A 16,511-nucleotide genomic window follows, 5' to 3' on the forward strand; every position below is an offset into this window, starting at 1 on the left:
GCATACGGCGGCAACGCATCCGCCCCCGCATACGGCAGCGGCCGTGCGTCCCGGTTCGTCGGGACGCACGGCCGCTTTCGTTTACGCGCAGGCGCCTAGCGCTTGGGGTGGGTCGCCACGCCGGTGCGGGCGATGCCGGCGACCGTGCTCAGTGGCTCCACACCGCCGCGTCGGGGTCGTCCTCCGGGTTGTAGCCGTCGTCGTCCGCGGAGCCCACGGAGCCGACCGTGTCGTAGGTCGCCTCGTCGTCGATGACGCCGGAGTCGGCGTCGGCGTTGATCGCGTCCATCACCGAATCGTCGATCTTGTACTTCGGCAGCACGCTGGCGATGTAGCTTTCGACGGCCTCGTCCATCGGCACGTCGTGCCCGGCCTGCTCGGCGAGGAACCAGCGGTGCGTCAGCACCTCGTGGAAGAACTGCGCCGGCTCGATCTGCGAGCGGTACTCGGCCGGAATCATGCGCACGGTCGGCTCGAAGACCTCGCGCATCCAGTCGGTCGCCACGATCTCCATGTCCTCGCCCTGGCGCCACGTCGAGGCGCGGTAGGCGTCGAGGTCGTTGAGCAGGCGCTTGGCCTGGTTCTCCTGCACGTCGAGGCCGGTGAGGCGCAGCAGCTTGCGCGACGCATAGCCGGCGTCCACGACGCGCGGGCGCACCAGCACGCGGTTGCCGTCCGGCGTGGTGTTCATCTCCAGCTCGTCGACGTCGAAGCCCAGCTCGTTGAGCTTGTTCACGCGCTTCTCGATCTTCCACATCTCGTCGGGGCTGAAGCTGTCGACGTCGGTCAGCGCGCTCCACAGCGAATGGTAGCGGTCGACCAGGCGGTTGCCCACCTCGACCTCGTCGACCTCGCTCGGCAGCAGCGAACCCGAGCTCAGATCCATAAGCTCGCCGATGATGTTCGTGCGGGCCAGGTCGATGTCGTACTCGCGCTGGCCCTCGGTCAGCCGCACATGCAGGTCGCCGGTCTCGGCGTCGACCAGGAACGCGGAGAACGCGTCCGCGTCACGCAGGAACAGGACGTTCGACAGCGACACGTCGCCCCAGTAGAAGCCGGCCAGGTGCAGCCGCACCATCAGCACGGCGAGCGCGTCGATCAGCCGCTCGGCGGTGTCCGGGCGCAGGTTGCGGGCGAACAGCGCACGGTACGGCAGCGAGAACTTCAGATGCTTGGTCACGAGGATCGCCTCGAGCGGCTCGCCATCGCGATTGTGCCGGCCCGTCACGACGGCGATCGGCTCGACGGTCGGCAGCTCCAGCTTCTCCAGCCGGCGCAGCAGCTCGTACTCGCGCTCGGCGACGTTGCGGGTGATCTCCTTCATCGCGTACACCTCGTCGCCGACGCGCACGAAGCGCACGACGTGGCGGGAGATGCCGCGCGGCAGATTCGCCAGCAGATCCTCCGGCCAGGTCGCCAGCGGCTTCTCCCACGGCAGCGTGAACATCCTCGGATTCGAACTCGCCGCAGTGATCTTCAACGCCTGCGGCTCCGCGGTCGGCGGTGCGGTCGGGTCGGCCTTCACGGAGGTCGCCTTCAGCACACGCGGATCCATCTGGTTCAGATCTGTGATTTCCATAGCCTCTAATGTAACCCGCACTCCGGGCAACTCGCCCGGTGCGGCCGGCGGGCGGCGCAGTCCTCACCAAACCTTGCCAAACCGCGCGACCGCCGTCCGTCCCGCCCGCCCGGCAGCCGCCCGTCCGCCCGTTCGACAGCCATCCGTTCCGCCCATGCGACCGCCGCCCATCCACCCGCGCGGCAGCCGCCCATTCGGTGTTCCAGTGCTCGGGGCCGACGCGGGCCGGCGCGAGTATCGTCGGCACCATGCGACCGGATGGTCGGCCCCCAACGCATGGAATCCAGTGCCGGAGTAGGCGGCCGAACAGACCGACGCGGCCGGCATTCCAACGAGCGAACCCCGGTACCCACCGCTCCCCCTCTTCACCCGTCAACGTCCGAAGAAGCCCGTGACCACGGCCCGGCGACGGCCAGCGTCGGTTTGGGTTGATAAACAACGTCGCGACTGCGTTTTACCTGGCACTGGGCGACGCTCAGTGTCGGTTCGGTAGCAGCCATGCCTCCGCAAGTGCTACGGAATCGACGCCCGCGCAGAAGACATCCGGAACACGTGCGCGGCATCGCCCGCAACGCCCCCATCACACATTGTGCGTTGGGGGCACGGGCGGAATTTATGGGAAACGGCGCGATTCGGAGTCGATGCTTAGCGCACATTGTGCATTGGACAGATCGTGCTGGCGGGACTAGGGGCCGGACATGACCGGACTGCGCAAGCAGATTCTGGACAGGGCGCGCGGACGGGGCTGCGGCGGGCATAAAAAAGGCTCCGCAGCCATGCGGAGCCTTTCCAACGAGGCCAAAGAGAGGAAGAGAATGCCTCGTTTAATGGTTGGCGGGACCCGATGGGTCCCGCCAAGCATCATTAGTTCAGACGCAGCTCGGTCGACGGAGCGAACAGGTGCATCTTGGTCGGGTCGATCTTGATCTTGACCGTGTCGCCGATCTTCGGCAGCTTACGCGGGTTCACACGAACCGTGGTGAGCTTGTTCTGATCGGACATCATCGTGGAGGCCTCGGCGGCCGAGCCATCGGTGACGATGTTGCCGTAGATGTAGCCGTCGGAGCCCAGGTCCTCGACGTTGACGACCTTCAGCGAGAAGGCGTTCGGGTCGTCGGAGGCGGCGAGGTCGGCGTCCTCCGGACGGAAGCCGACGATGATCTGGCCCTTGTCCTCGGCGGTCAGCTTGGCGACGGCCTCGCGCGGCAGGTCGACGGTGTCCTCGCCGATCTTCGCCTGGCCGTTGACGACCGGGTGGGCGTTGATGTTCATCGACGGGGAGCCGATGAAGCCGGCCACGAAGACGTTCGCCGGGTGATCGTACAGCTCGGTCGGGGCGCCGACCTGCTGCAGGATGCCGAGCTTGATGACGGCGATGCGGTCGCCCATCGTCAGGGCCTCGGTCTGATCGTGGGTCACGTACAGGGTGGTGACGCCCAGCTGGCGCTGCAGAGCGGCGATCTGAGTACGGGTCTGCACACGGAGCTTCGCATCGAGGTTCGACAGCGGCTCGTCCATGAGGAAGACCTTCGGCTCACGCACGATGGCGCGGCCCATGGCGACGCGCTGACGCTGACCACCGGACAGAGCCTTCGGCTTGCGGTCGAGGTACTCGGTCAGGTCGAGGATCTGGGCGGCCTTCTCGACGCGCTTGCGGATCTCGTCCTTCGGGGTGCCGGCGATCTTCAGGGCGAAGCCCATGTTGTCGGCGACGGTCATGTGCGGGTACAGAGCGTAGTTCTGGAACACCATGGCGATGTCGCGGTCCTTCGGCTGCATCGTGGTGACATCCTTGCCACCGATGAGGATGCGGCCCTTGTTGACCTCTTCCAGACCGGCGAGCATACGAAGCGTGGTGGACTTGCCGCAGCCGGAGGGGCCAACCAGAACGAGGAACTCGCCGTCCTTGATATCCAGATTCAGATCATCCACCGAGGGCTTGTCGTTGCCGGGGTAGATACGAGTGACATGGTCAAATACGACTTCTGCCATGATATATGTCATCCTTTCAGAGGCAGGTACGTGCCTCACGATCCGTTGTGGAAGGTGGTTATCGCTGTGCCGAGGTCCACGGCGGCCTACTTCGGAAACCGCAGACTCCAGCGTTTACTTTTTTCCGGTCCATTGAAGGTTCTCTTCGTTGAGCCACGCTCCACTATACACCAGTCATCGGATTTGGCAACCGGAGTGTTCCGCCGAATATATGGTCAGCATCCGCCGCCGTGCCCAACGGCGATGCTCCGCAAGCATCGAGCTTTGTGCTCCATAATGGGGAACTATGCCATTCACTCACCCGGCGCCCTGCGTCCGCGATCCGGACCGCAGGCCGCGCCGCCCCGCCTGTAGGCCGCCCCCGACCGCACCCGACCGGCACTCGTGATGTAACGTTTTAGCAACACGCCGACGCAACCCCTGCAAACCTTGGGATTCGCGGAATGCCGCGGTTTTCTCCACTATCATGGGAACCACGCGGAACGCACCCGCCGCAGTGGCCGTTTCGCCAGGCTGTATTGCTAACCGATCAAAGATGAAACGGCGGCAGCCGCCGAGTCTCCGGGCCGACCACTTTGCCCGGGCTCACGCCCTCCGCGAGAGGGCTTTTGCAGGGAGGAAACAATGACGAAGAAACTCATTCTCGATCTCGACACCGGCGTCGACGACGCGCTGGCCATCTCCTACGCCCTCGGCAGTCCCGAGGTCGAACTCATCGGCATCACCGGCACCTACGGCAACGTGCTGCTGGAGCAGGGCGTGCGCAACGCCCTGGCCATCACCGACCTGCTCGGCCACCCCGAGGTCAGGGTCTACAAGGGCCTGCCCCACGCCAGCACCGCCGACGGCTTCGAGGTGCTCGAGGTCTCCAAGTTCATCCACGGCAACAACGGCATCGGCGACGTCGACATCCCCGACTCCGACCGCGACGCCGAGACCGAGCCCGCGGTCGACTTCATCATCGACGCGGTCAAGACCTACGGCAAGGACCTCGTCTACGTGCCGACCGGCCCGATGACCAACATCGCCGCGGCCATCCGCAAGGCCCCGGAGATCAGGGACGAGATCGGCGGGATCGTGCTGATGGGCGGCGCGCTCACCGTCTGCGGCAACGTCAACTGCTGCGTCGAGGCGAACATCTCGCAGGACCCGGACGCCGCCGACTACCTGTTCCGCTCCGGCGCCCCGGCCACGATGGTCGGCCTCGACGTGACGCTGCAGACGCTGCTGACCTACGAGGAGACCAGGCGGTGGCGCGAGCTGGGCACCAAGGCCGGCGCGTTCCTGGCCGACATGACCGATTTCTACATCAAGGCCTACGAGACCACCTCGCCGCATCTGGGCGGCTGTGGCCTGCACGACCCGCTCGCGGTGGGCGTGGCCGTCGACCCGACGCTGGTCACCACGCTGCCGATGAACATGCAGGTGGACGTCGAGGGCCCGACCCGCGGCCGCACCATCGGCGACAACACCCGCCTGAACGACCCGGTCAAGACCATGCAGGTGGCCGTCGGCGTCGACGTGCCGCGCTTCCTGGACGAGTTCATGACCCGCATCACCGGCCTCGCCGAGTCCGCCGCCTGACCGCGACCGGCCGCACCGCACACGCAAGCAAGAAAGGAATCAAGGACAATCATGGCTGAGACCACCCCCGCAGTCGCGAATGATGTCGATGACGCCACCAACCGGATGGCCATCAGGGCGCTGATCCCCCTGCTCATCACCTTCGTCCTGGGCACATTGTGCCTCCAGGGCTTCAACCTCGTGTTCCAGCAGGTCGGCGCGGACGTCGGCGCGCCCGACCAGGCCTCGCTGATCACCGCGTTCCCGAGCCTCGTGCTCGGCATCGTCTGCTTCATCTACGGCTCGCTCGGCGACTTCATCTCGCTGCGCAAGCTCGTCACCGTCGGTCTGATCGTGCTGTTCGTCGGCTCGCTGTTCGGCTTCTTCGCCAACTACTTCCTGCCGGCGAACCTGTGGACCGTCATCATCGCGCGCGTGCTGCAGACCGCCGGCGAGCAGGTCGCGGGCTCCGCGTTCCTGGTCGTGGCGACCAAGTACCTGAAGAACTCGCTCAAGGTGATCTTCTTCGGCCTGTACACCGCCGCCTACCAGCTCTCCGCCTCGATCGGCGTGTTCGCCGCGGGCTTCCTGAGCACCATCAGCTGGCAGTTCCTGTTCCTGATCCCGGCGGTCACCATCCTCTTCCTGCCGATCCTGCTCAGGAACCTGCCCAGCAGCAACGGCAACGGCGACAGGATCGACGCCGCCGGCTTCGTCATCTTCGGCGTGGCCACCGCGTTCCTGACGCTGTTCTTCTCGTACATGAGCTGGTGGATGCTCCTCGTGGCCGCCGTGCTGTTCATCGGCTTCGGCGTCTACATCTCCAAGGCGAAGAACCCGTTCATCACCCCGGCGTTCTTCAAGAACACCCGCTGGCTGATGGCCATCTCGCTGATCGCGCTGTTCTACTTCACCAACTACGTCGTCTCCCCGTTCTACAACGCCATCGGCGGCGCGCTGTACGGCATGGACTCCTCGCAGGTCTCCACCTACCTGGTGTGGGCGTTCGTCTGCGCCGCGGTCGTGGGCACCTCCTCGGGCGCCATCGTCGGCAAGATCGGCCGCCAGGCCGCCATCATCACCGCGGCCTGCCTGATCATGTGCGGCTTCGCCGGCGCGGCGTTCTGCGTGGACAAGGGCTTCCTGGCGCTGACGCTGTGCGCCTGCGTGCTGTACTGCGGCGTCGGCCTGCTGTACTCGCCGGTCGTCAGCACCGTGCTGGGCACGCTGACCACCGAGGAGTCGGGCCGCGGCGTCGGCCTGAACGACCTGGTGATGAACGTCTCCCCGTCCATCGGCATCGCCATCTTCGGCAGCCTGCTGGCGACGGTCCCGGCCGAGGGATCCAGCATCGTGGGCACCGCCGGCGCCGCCGCGGGCTACTCGAACCTGCTGCTCATCGCGGCAGCGGTCATCCTGCTCGGCCTGATCGTCTACCTGGTCTTCCGCAAGCACATCTACGGAACGGCCAAGTAGGCGCGCCGACACCCGCCACTATCGAAGGAGAGAAGCAACCATGCACGACATCCTCGCCAAACTGGACGACATCCACGGCTCGGTCTCCGTCATCGGTTCGATGAACGCCGACTACACCGTGTCCACCGAACGCCTCCCCGGCCCCGGGGAGACCGTCAACGGCGGCCCGCTGCAGGTGCTGCCCGGCGGCAAGTCCGGCAACCAGGCCGCGGCGGCCGCCCGCATCGGCGCCAACGTGCGCATCTTCGGCGCGGTCGGCTCCGACGCCAACGCCGACTTCCTGCTCGGCAAGCTCAACGAGGCCGGCGTGGACACCCAGTACGTGCGCCACGTCCTGGGACCGAGCGGCACCACGGTCATCGCCGTGGACGCCAACGGCGAGAACACCATCATCTATTCGCCGGGCTCCAACGCGCAGGTGACCGTCGAGTACGTCGAGTCGATGCGCGAGGCGATCACCAGCGCGCCGACCATCGGCCTGTGCCTGGAAAGCCCGATCGACACGGTGACGGCGGTGGCGCGCATGGGGCACGAGGCCGGGGCGACCGTGCTGCTCAACAACTCGCCGTTCACCACCGAGCTGCCGGGCGAGCTGATCGAGGCCGCGGACATCCTGCTCGTCAACGAGCACGAGATGGCCCAGCTGCTGGGCATCGCCGAACCCGAGGACGACGACTGGGACGGCGTGGACTGGCACGCGATCGCCGACGCGATGCACGACTACGGCTTCCGCAAGGCCGTGGTCACGCTCGGCGGCGACGGCTCGGTCGTCATCGACGGCGACGACGTGCACCGCATCGCGCCGGTGCGCGTGCAGGCCCTCGACACCACCGGCTGCGGCGACTCGTTCATGGGCACGATCCTCGCCGGCCTGTCCTCCGGCATGACGCTGGTGGACAGCGCGCAGCTCGCCTCCTACGTCTCCGCCTACGCGGCGACGAACTACGGCGCGCAGGCCTCCTACGGCAACGCCGCGCAGATCCGCGCGGCCTTCGCCTGACCGGCAGCCCGCCGCACGACCCCGCGACCCCGCCTTGGCCGCCGCACTCCGGCGCCCGCGGCGGGGTCGCGCCGCATCCGGGCCGCCACGCCCGCGGGCGGGCGGCGACACGCGGCCGCGGGCGCCGCGGTTCCGCGCACGCGGTCCGCGCCCACCGAACAACAAACGGTATGCTATTGGTCAGGCAAACATGAGAGGCGGTGGTGCATGCGTCCCATACGGATCGGTGTGGTCGAGGACGACCCCGCCAGCTGCCAGCTCGTCGTGGACTACCTCAACCGCTACCAGAGCGAGCACGGCGAGGAGTTCGTCGTATCCGTCTTCGACGACGGCGCGACGCTGGTGGACCACTACGCCCCGATCTACGACATCCTGCTGCTCGACATCGAGATGAAGCGGATGGACGGCATGGAGGCCGCCCGCCGCGTGCGCGAGCGCGACGACAGCGTCGTCATCGTGTTCATCACCGCGGCGCCGCAGTACGCCATCAGCGGCTACGAGGTGCGCGCGCTGTCCTATCTGCTCAAGCCCGTGCCCTGGTTCGCGTTCAGCCAGGAGATGAAGCGCTCCATCGACGCCGTCCGGCGCAACACCGACGAGTCGCTGCTCGTCGAGACCGGCTCGAAGCAGCTGCGCGTCGAGCTGGCCGAGATCGTGTACATCGAGTCGATCCGCCACACCATCGTCATCCACACGCTCGGCGGCAAGCTGTCCATCACCGGCACGCTCAAGGAATTGGAGGCGCGGCTCGCCGGGGCGGACTTCTTCCGGTCGAACTCCTGCTATCTGGTCAACCTGCGGTACGTCGTCGCGGTCGAGGACCAGGACTGCGTGCTGTCCACCGGCGAGCGGCTGCGCATCAGCCGGCCGCGCAAGAAGGCGTTCCTGGCCGCGCTGGCCGACTATATGGGCGGCAGCCGATGACCGGCACGATCATCAACGCGCTGCCGGACATCCCTCGCGTCTGCACGGCGATCTGCGAGTGGCTGGCCTGCATCGTGTACGTCGCGGTGATATACCGGCGCGTGCCGCTGCGCCGCAGCGTCGTGGTCTGCGCCGTGGGGCTGCCCGCGCTGGTGGCGGTGCAGTACTTCGCCGGCATGATGACGCTGCCGTTCTGGATCCTCGGCATGTTCCTCGCCGCCGCGGGCATGTACCTGATCATCCTGCTGGGCACCGGGGCGGGCAAGCGGGAGAGCCTGTACATCACGGCGCGCGCGTTCATCCTGGGCGAGCTGGTCGCCTCGCTGCACTGGCAGCTGGCCATGTTCGTCGAACGCACGCTCGACCGCGCCCCGAACACGCTGGAGATCAACGCCCTGCTGGTGGCCGTATACGCGATCTGCTTCCTGGTCGCCTGGCGCGTGGAGAACGGCAACTTCAGCCAAAGCGAGCCGACGCTGCCGACGGTCTCCACGACCGTGATGACCGTGGCGACCACGCTGATCACCTTCGCGATGAGCAATCTGAGTTTCGTCTCGACGAACACGCCGTTCTCCGGCACGGTCGGCCAGGAGGTGTTCTACATCCGCACGCTGGTGGACTTCTGCGGCTTCGCGATCCTGTTCGCGCAGCAGGAGCAGACGCGACGCATCGCCTCGAACCTGGAGCTCGCCTCGATCAACGCGCAGCTGAAAAGCCAGCACCAGGAGTACCTGCAGTCGAAGGAGAACCTGGAGTCGATCGGCCGTCTGGCGCACGACCTCAAGCACCAGATCGCGGCGCTGCGCGCGGAGGTGGACCCCGGGCACGTCGCCAAGGGCTTCGAGCAGCTGGAGGCCTCGGTGCAACGCTACAGCACCCAGCAGCACTCCGGCAACCCGGTGCTCGACGTCATCCTGACCACGAAGACCCGCACGTGCGCGGACCACGGCATCACGTTCACCGCGGTGGCGGACGGCAAGCTGCTGGCCGGCATGTCATCGATGGACATCGCCTCGCTGTTCGGCAACGCGATCGACAACGCGATCGAGGCGACGTCGAAGCTGCAGGACCCCCAGCAGCGGCTCATCCGCCTCGCGCTGTACGGGCAGGGGCAGTTCATCGTGATCCGCGTGGAGAACTACTACGACTCCACGCTGCGCACCGACGCCGAGGGCAACCTGCGCACCACCAAGCGCGACGCCCGGTCGCACGGCTTCGGCGTCAAGTCGATCCGCCACATCGCCCAGCAGTACGACGGCGAGGTCACCATCCGCACCGACGACCACTGGTTCACCCTCACCGTCCTCATCCCCCGCTGACCGCGGGCCGGGCAGTGGGGCCGATGCGCGGAACCGGACCGTACGCCGTCCGCACGCGCCGTCATGCATCATCGGCATGCCGCCTCCGCCGGGTCGCCGGAACGAACCCGCCGTCGGCACCCTCCCACGCCCGGATCGGGCGCCTCCCGTCCGCCCCCCATAACCGCCCGCTCCCGCCCGCCGCCGCAAACCGCCCGCGGACAACGGCGAAGGCCGCGCGCCCGAACTGCGGACGCGCGGCCTTCCTGTGTTCCTCTCTTGGGTTCGGGGCGACCCCGAACGGCTCAGTCCTCCTTCTTCGCCTCGCCCTCCGGGAAGATGATCTTGAAAACGAAGAAGAAGATGATCATCGAGACGCCGCCGGTGATGAACGTCACGAGGATGTTGTAGACGGCCACCGGCACGTAGGCCTGCGCGATCGGCATCCACAGGTTGTTGAAGCCGTTGCAGATCAGCGAGATCAGCACCCAGGCGATGAAGTACCACATGGCCTGGTAGACCGGGTTGCCGTGGCTCTTGAACGTGATGTTGCGCTGCAGCGGGAAGTTGATGCACTGCGCGATGAACGAGCCGACCTCGTAGCTGATGAAATAGCCCAGGCCGCCGCCGATGGCGACCGCGCCGGCCGAATCATAGACCACGTTGTAGCCGAGCAGGCTCCAGGTGAAGTCCACGCCGAACAGGCTCATGTGCACCTGCGGCCACATGAACTCGGTGCCGGCCAGGCCGGTGCCGAGAATGTACGGCATGATCGTGAAGATCAGGTACTGGACGATGGTCACGCCCATGCTGAACACGAAGAAGTAGAAGATCTGGTAGACCCACTTGGCGAGCTTGGCGTGCTCGGACTCGAACTTCTCCCACTTCGGCATCCACCACGCCATGAAGGCGTTGGAATACTTCTTCTCCGTCGTCTCACTCATTCTCGAGCTCCTTTTCTGTACGCTTGTTGGCGGACTGGTTGCGGAAGAATCCCGCGATGAACGAACCGATGCCCCGGAAGGTGTGGCGGTTCGCGATCTTGACGATGGCCTGGACCATCGCCGAATCGATCATGCCCTGCGTCATCTTGCTCATGGCGCGCGGAGGCATGTTGAGGATGAACAGCGTGTTCAGATCGGGCTGGCCGGTCTTCTCGCGGACCTTCGCCTCGCGCTTGGTGAGCGTCTTGGCGATGGTGCGGGCCACGAACCCGCGCGAGTCCACCCAGGAGGAGATCGGGTCGTTGACGCCGAACGTCACCGGCTTGCCGGGGGCGACGACCCAGTGGCCGAAGAGCGCGGTCATCTCGTCGTCGGTGACCTCCTTGACCTTGCCGGTCAGGTAGGAGCCGAGCGCCGGGTCGGCCGGCTTCGGGTCGACGTCGCCGGCCACGGCGAACGCGGTCCGCAGCCTGATGTCCTCGGCGTTCGCGCCGACCATCAGCGTCCACTCGCCGGACTCGATATGCCAGGCGTTGGACTCGACGTCGAAGTGACGGAAGGTGGTGCGGTCGAACTCGATGCGCACGGTCTTGGACTCGTGGGCGTCGAGCCGGACCTTGGCGAAGCCCTTGAGCTCGCGGTCCGGGCGCAGCACGCCGCCCTTCGGGCCGCGCACGTACAGCTGGGCAACCGTCGAGCCGGGCACGTCGGAGTCGTTCGTGACGGTGAACTCGACGCCGGTCTCGTCGGCCTTGAGGTCGGAGTACGAGAACGTGGAGTAGCTCAGGCCGTAGCCGAACGGGAAGCGGACCGGCACGCCGGCGGTGCAATAGTAGCGGTAGCCGACGAACGGGCCCTCGCGGTAGATGGCGTCGCGGCCGATGGCCGGGTACCAGCCGGAGTTCGGGCAGTCCTCGTACTTCAGCGGCCAGGTCTCGGCCAGGTGGCCGCTCGGGTTCACCTTGCCGGTCAGCACGTTGACGGCGGCGGAGGCGCCGGCCTGGCCGGACAGGCCGATGTACAGGACGGCGGCGACGTCGTCGAACCACGGCAGCTCCACCGGGGAGCCGGCGACCAGCACGATGACGACCGGCTTGCCGGTGTCCTTCAGCGCGGCGACCAGGTCGTTCTGCACCTGCGGGATGGCCATCGTGGAGCGGTCGAGGCCCTCGGACTCGCTGCGCTCGTCCAGGCCGACCACGGCGACGATGACGTCGGCGCGCCCGCCGAGCGCCACGGCCTCGTCGATCAGGCCCTGGTTCGCGGCGCCCTGGCGGTCGTAGCCCTGCGCGTAGCCGACCACGTTCACGCCCTCGGCGGCGGTCAGCTCGTCGACCAGGTTCTCCTCCTTGGTGGCGTTCACCTTCGAGGAGCCGGAGCCCTGGTAGCGGGCGGTCCTGGCCATGTCGCCGACCACGGCGACGTTCACGCCGGCGGGCAGCGGCAGGGTCGCGCCCTCGTTCTTCATCAGGACGCTGGAGCATTCGGCGACGTGGCGCGCGACCACGTGGTGCGCGGCGGCCAGGTCGTCGTTCAGCAGGTCGTCGCGGCCGACGCCCTCGACCTTGGTCAGCCGGGCGATCTTGGCGATCTCCGCGGCGCGGGCGTTGAGGTCGGCCTCCGCCAGCGTGCCGGCGGCCACCGCGCCGGTCAGCTCGCGCACCGACGTGAAGCCCGGGGTCGGCATCTCCAGCGTGCCACCGGCCTTGACGGCGTCGACGGCGGAGTTCGAACCGCCCCAGTCGGAGACGACCATGCCGTCGAAGCCCCACTCGTCGCGCAGAATCTCCTGCAGCAGGTGCTTGTTCTCATGCGCGTACACGCCGTTGATCTCGTTGTACGAGGTCATGATCGTCCACGGGTGCGCCTCGCGCACCGCGATCTCGAACGCGGTCAGGTAGATCTCGCGCATCGTGCGCTCGTCGACGACGCTGTTCGAGGCCTGGCGGCGCAGCTCCTGGCTGTTGACCGCGAAATGCTTCGGGCAGGCCGAGATGCCGTTGCTCTGGATGCCCCGGACCAGGCCGCTGGCCATGCGGCCGGCCACCTGCGGGTCCTCCGAATAGTATTCGAAGTTGCGCCCGCACAGCGGGTTGCGCTTGATGTTCATGCCGGGACCGAGCAGCACGTTGACGCCGAGGTCGTGGGCCTCCTTGCCCAGCGCCTCGCCCATCTCCTCCGCGAGCGCCGGATCCCACGAGTTGGCGACCGTGCCCGCCGTCGGGAAGCAGGTGGCGGGCTTGGACTGCCCCAGACCGAGATGGTCGCCTGCGCCGAGCTGGCGGCGAACGCCGTGGGGACCGTCGCTCATCACGAAGCTGGGAATGCCGGCGCGGTCGTTGCCGCGCGAATCCCATTCGGACGCGCCGGAAAGCAGGGACGCTTTCTCCAACACCGAAAGTTCTTCGAGTTCCATGGTTCTCCCTTGCACTGTTTTCTCGAACGAACCATATGCGCGGCATCGCGCATGATCCGCCTTCACCATTTATTCAATCAGGTTTTTCCGCGTGGGCGCGCGGGGTTACACAACCTGTCGTTTTGCTCGCACAATCGGTCGGCGGGGGTGTGGCACGCGGCGACGCGCCGTCATCCATCGAACGAAATCGACCATGTGGGGCGATCGGGGCCGGACCGAACCGACGGACTGCTGGAATGGGTACAGCGACACGACGCGGCGTCGCCGTCTTCGCCGACCGCCGATGCCGGCCGTGCCGGTCGCATGCAAACCGCAAGGAGAGGAACGGGCGCGGCCGCCGCCATGTCGGAGGCCGGAACCGACGCCCGGGACTATCAAGGAGGAGGTCCCATGATCGAGATCAACTGGAGCGACGTCATCAACGTCGTCTCCTCGATCGCCCCGCAGCTGATCGCCATCGGCGTGGTGCTGGCGCTGGCGATCGTCGTAACCGTGGCCGTGAACCGGCGTACGGTCGCGGACCAGGCGACGCGCAAGCTCGTCCACGCGCAGTCGTGGCTGGTGTTCCTGGTGGCGGCCGTAGTGGCCGTGGCGATGATGGTGTTCGGCCCGCTCGCCACGCTGCTGAACAACGCGACCGCGGAACGCCACATGCTCTCCGACGAGACGATCGCCACGGCGAACGAGCTCGGCGCCGAGGTGCAGCGCGAGGGCATCACGCTGCTGAAGAACGACAACGGCAGCCTGCCGCTGAGCGACACGAACGTCAACGTGTTCGGCTGGTCGTCCACCAACCCGGTGTACGGCGGCACCGGCTCCGGCTCGCTGTCCGACACGTACCCGACCGTCTCGCTGATCGACGGCCTCGAGGAGGCCGGCATCACCGTCAACGACGACCTGACCGACCTGTACACCTCGTACCGCGCCGAACGCCCTGAAGTCGGCATGTGGGAGCAGGAGTGGACGCTGCCCGAACCGCCGGTCTCCGACTACTCCGACGAGCTGATCGCCGACGCGCAGGCGTTCTCGCAGAACGCGCTCGTCGTGTTCTCGCGCCCCGGCGGCGAGCACATCGACCTGCCGACCGACATGGGCGCCGACGGCCTGAACTACACGCAGAACTCCGGCGACTACAACGACTACGAGTCCGGCGAGCACCTGCTGCAGCTCAGCCAGAGCGAGGAGAACCTTCTGGAGATGGTGACCTCGGACTTCGAGAACGTGACCGTGGTGTACAACGGCGCAAACACCCTGCAAATGGACTTCCTTGACGAGTTCCCGGGCGTCGACTCGGTGATCTGGTGCCCGCCGGCCGGCCAGAACGGCTTCTACGCGCTCGGTGAGGTGCTGACCGGCGAGACCAACCCGTCCGGCAGGACCTCCGACACCTTCGTCAACGACCTGACCTCGACCCCGTGGTGGAACAACTTCGGCAGCTTCACCTACGACAACATGTCCGAATTCGCCGTCCCGGACGACGATCCGTACATGCCGGGCCAGACCCCGACGTTCGTGAACTACGTCGAGGGTATCTACGTGGGCTACAAGTTCTACGAGACCGCGGACGACGAGGGGTTGATTGACTACGAGGCGACGGTCCGCTATCCGTTCGGCTACGGCCTGAGCTACACCACCTTCTCGCAGGAGATGGGCGACGTGACCTACGCCGACGGCACGGTGAGCTTCGACGTGACCGTGACCAACACGGGCGACGTGGCGGGCAAGGACGTCGTCGAGGTGTACTACAACCCGCCGTACTATAACGGCGGCATCGAGAAGGCCAGCGCGAACCTGGTCGCGTTCGACAAGACCGACCTGCTGGAGCCGGGCGAGTCCCAGACCGTGACCGTCTCGTTCGACGATGACGACATGGCGTCCTACGACACGTACGGCGCGGCCGCCTGGGTGCTGGAGGCCGGCGACTACCGGATCTCGATCAACTCCGACTCGCACAATGTGCTCGACGAGGCCACCGTGACCGTGCCGGAGACCATCACCTTCGATTCCGAGGACAACACCCACAACGGCGACGCCGTCCCGGCCACCAACGAGTTCGCGAGCGCCGAGGGCGACATCACCTACCTGTCGCGCGCCGACGGCTTCGCCAACTATGCGGAGGCCACCGCCGCGCCGTCGACCACGCTGTCCGACGAGCTCAAGGCCACGTTCGTGAACAACGGCAACTACGATCCGGCGGACTACGACAACGCGGACGACACGATGCCGACCACCGGCGCCGACAACGGCGTGGAGCTCTACCAGCTGTACGGCCTCGACTACGACGACCCGCAGTGGGACGACCTGCTCGACCAACTGACCGTCGACCAGATGCGGAACCTGATCGCCATGGCCGGCTACGGCACCCAGGCCATCGACTCGATCGGCAAGGTGCAGCAGTTCGACGTGGACGGCCCGGCCGCGCTGAACAACACGTTCACGGGCGTCGGCTCGATCGGATTCCCGTGCAACACCGTGTTCGCCTGCACGTGGAACACCGACATCGCCCGCCAGTTCGGCGACGTGATCGGCCGGATGGGTCTCGACATGCAGATCACCGGCTGGTACGCCCCGTCGATGAACATCCACCGCACCGCGTTCGCCGGCCGCAACTTCGAGTACTTCTCGGAGGACGGCTTCCTGTCCGGCGCGATGGCGGCCGAGCAGGTGGCGGGCGCCCGCGAGCACGGCATCTACGCGTTCGTCAAGCACTTTGCGCTCAACGACCAGGAGACCAACCGCTGGGGCATGCTGTGCACGTGGTCGAGCGAGCAGGCGATCCGCGAGATCTACCTCAGGCCGTTCGAGATCGCGATCAAGGACGGCGGCGCGCAGGCCGTGATGAGCTCCTACAACTACATCGGCACGACGTACGCGGGCGCCTACGCGCCGCTGCAGCAGACCGTGCTGCGCGGCGAGTGGGGCTTCGACGGCATGGTGCTCTCCGACTACTTCGCCGGGTTCGGCTACCAGAACGCCGACCAGATGACCCGCAACGGCACCGACGCGATGCTGGCGACCATCCAGGGCACCAACTACACCACCGACGATTCGGCCACCGCCGTGATCGCGATGCGTGACGCGGCGCACAACATCCTGTACACCGCGGTGAACAGCTGGGTGTACGCGGACGGCGCGCCCGCCTCCGCGCTGCCGATCTGGCAGGTCGCCGCCTACGTGGTGATCGCCGTGGCCGCGGTCGTGTTCATCCTGCTCGAGGTGCTGGCCGTCAGGCGCTACCTGAACCGCAGGAAGGCCGCGACGGTGGCCGTCGCCGGCGAGTAGGCCCGGCAGCGGCATTTCGCCAAGACCGCCGGAGGCA

At 66.8% G+C, this 16,511-nt stretch carries 10 protein-coding genes; 6 read left to right on the plus strand and 4 right to left on the minus strand.

Translation table 11 applies throughout. The features are described 5' to 3' along the window. Positions 1-148: 148 nt before the first annotated feature. Positions 149-1,579 (minus strand): DUF4032 domain-containing protein, encoded by a 1,431-nt coding sequence (locus tag KIH73_RS02045; RefSeq protein WP_219080045.1) that lies wholly within the window; start codon positions 1,577-1,579, stop codon positions 149-151. A gap of 864 nt (positions 1,580-2,443) precedes the next feature. Continuing rightward, positions 2,444-3,571 carry an ABC transporter ATP-binding protein gene (locus tag KIH73_RS02050; protein WP_219080047.1) on the minus strand — a complete coding sequence of 376 codons (1,128 nt, stop codon included), beginning with the start codon at positions 3,569-3,571 and terminating at the stop codon, positions 2,444-2,446. Between the two features lie 624 nt (positions 3,572-4,195). Between KIH73_RS02050 and KIH73_RS02055 the strand changes: the two genes are divergently transcribed. From KIH73_RS02055 to KIH73_RS02075, 5 genes are all read left to right on the plus strand, one after another. After that, positions 4,196-5,155, plus strand: coding sequence for a nucleoside hydrolase (locus KIH73_RS02055; protein WP_219080049.1), 960 nt, complete (start codon positions 4,196-4,198; stop codon positions 5,153-5,155). 51 nt (positions 5,156-5,206) lie between these two features. After that, entirely contained in the window at positions 5,207-6,610 is a 1,404-nt protein-coding gene (locus KIH73_RS02060) for an MFS transporter (protein WP_219080051.1), read from the plus strand. 40 nt (positions 6,611-6,650) lie between these two features. Next, positions 6,651-7,610, plus strand: coding sequence for a ribokinase (locus KIH73_RS02065; RefSeq protein ID WP_219080053.1), 960 nt, complete (start codon positions 6,651-6,653; stop codon positions 7,608-7,610). 207 nt (positions 7,611-7,817) lie between these two features. Then, the gene (locus tag KIH73_RS02070) at positions 7,818-8,534 is read left to right on the plus strand and encodes a LytR/AlgR family response regulator transcription factor (protein WP_219080055.1); all 717 of its coding nucleotides are present in this window, start codon (positions 7,818-7,820) and stop codon (positions 8,532-8,534) included. Beyond that, positions 8,531-9,853: an ATP-binding protein gene (locus KIH73_RS02075; protein ID WP_219080057.1), complete on the plus strand. Its 1,323-nt coding sequence runs from the start codon at positions 8,531-8,533 to the stop codon at positions 9,851-9,853. Before KIH73_RS02070 ends, KIH73_RS02075 begins: the two co-directional genes overlap by 4 nt. A gap of 284 nt (positions 9,854-10,137) precedes the next feature. Here the strand turns inward: KIH73_RS02075 and KIH73_RS02080 are convergent, their stop codons facing one another. Together KIH73_RS02080 and gluB are read right to left on the minus strand one after the other, a co-directional pair. Continuing rightward, positions 10,138-10,776, minus strand: coding sequence for a hypothetical protein (locus KIH73_RS02080; protein ID WP_236022520.1), 639 nt, complete (start codon positions 10,774-10,776; stop codon positions 10,138-10,140). Continuing rightward, positions 10,769-13,192: a beta-glucosidase GluB gene (gene gluB / locus KIH73_RS02085; RefSeq protein ID WP_219080059.1), complete on the minus strand. Its 2,424-nt coding sequence runs from the start codon at positions 13,190-13,192 to the stop codon at positions 10,769-10,771. Before gluB ends, KIH73_RS02080 begins: the two co-directional genes overlap by 8 nt. Positions 13,193-13,582: 390 nt before the next feature. Here gluB and KIH73_RS02090 point away from each other — a divergent pair, with 390 nt between their 5' ends. After that, a complete protein-coding gene (locus KIH73_RS02090; RefSeq protein WP_219080061.1) occupies positions 13,583-16,474 on the plus strand; it encodes a glycoside hydrolase family 3 N-terminal domain-containing protein in 2,892 nt (963 codons plus the stop codon). Positions 16,475-16,511 lie beyond the last annotated feature (37 nt).

Source organism: Bifidobacterium phasiani (assembly GCF_019331775.1).
GTDB classification, from domain to species: domain Bacteria; phylum Actinomycetota; class Actinomycetes; order Actinomycetales; family Bifidobacteriaceae; genus Bifidobacterium; species Bifidobacterium phasiani.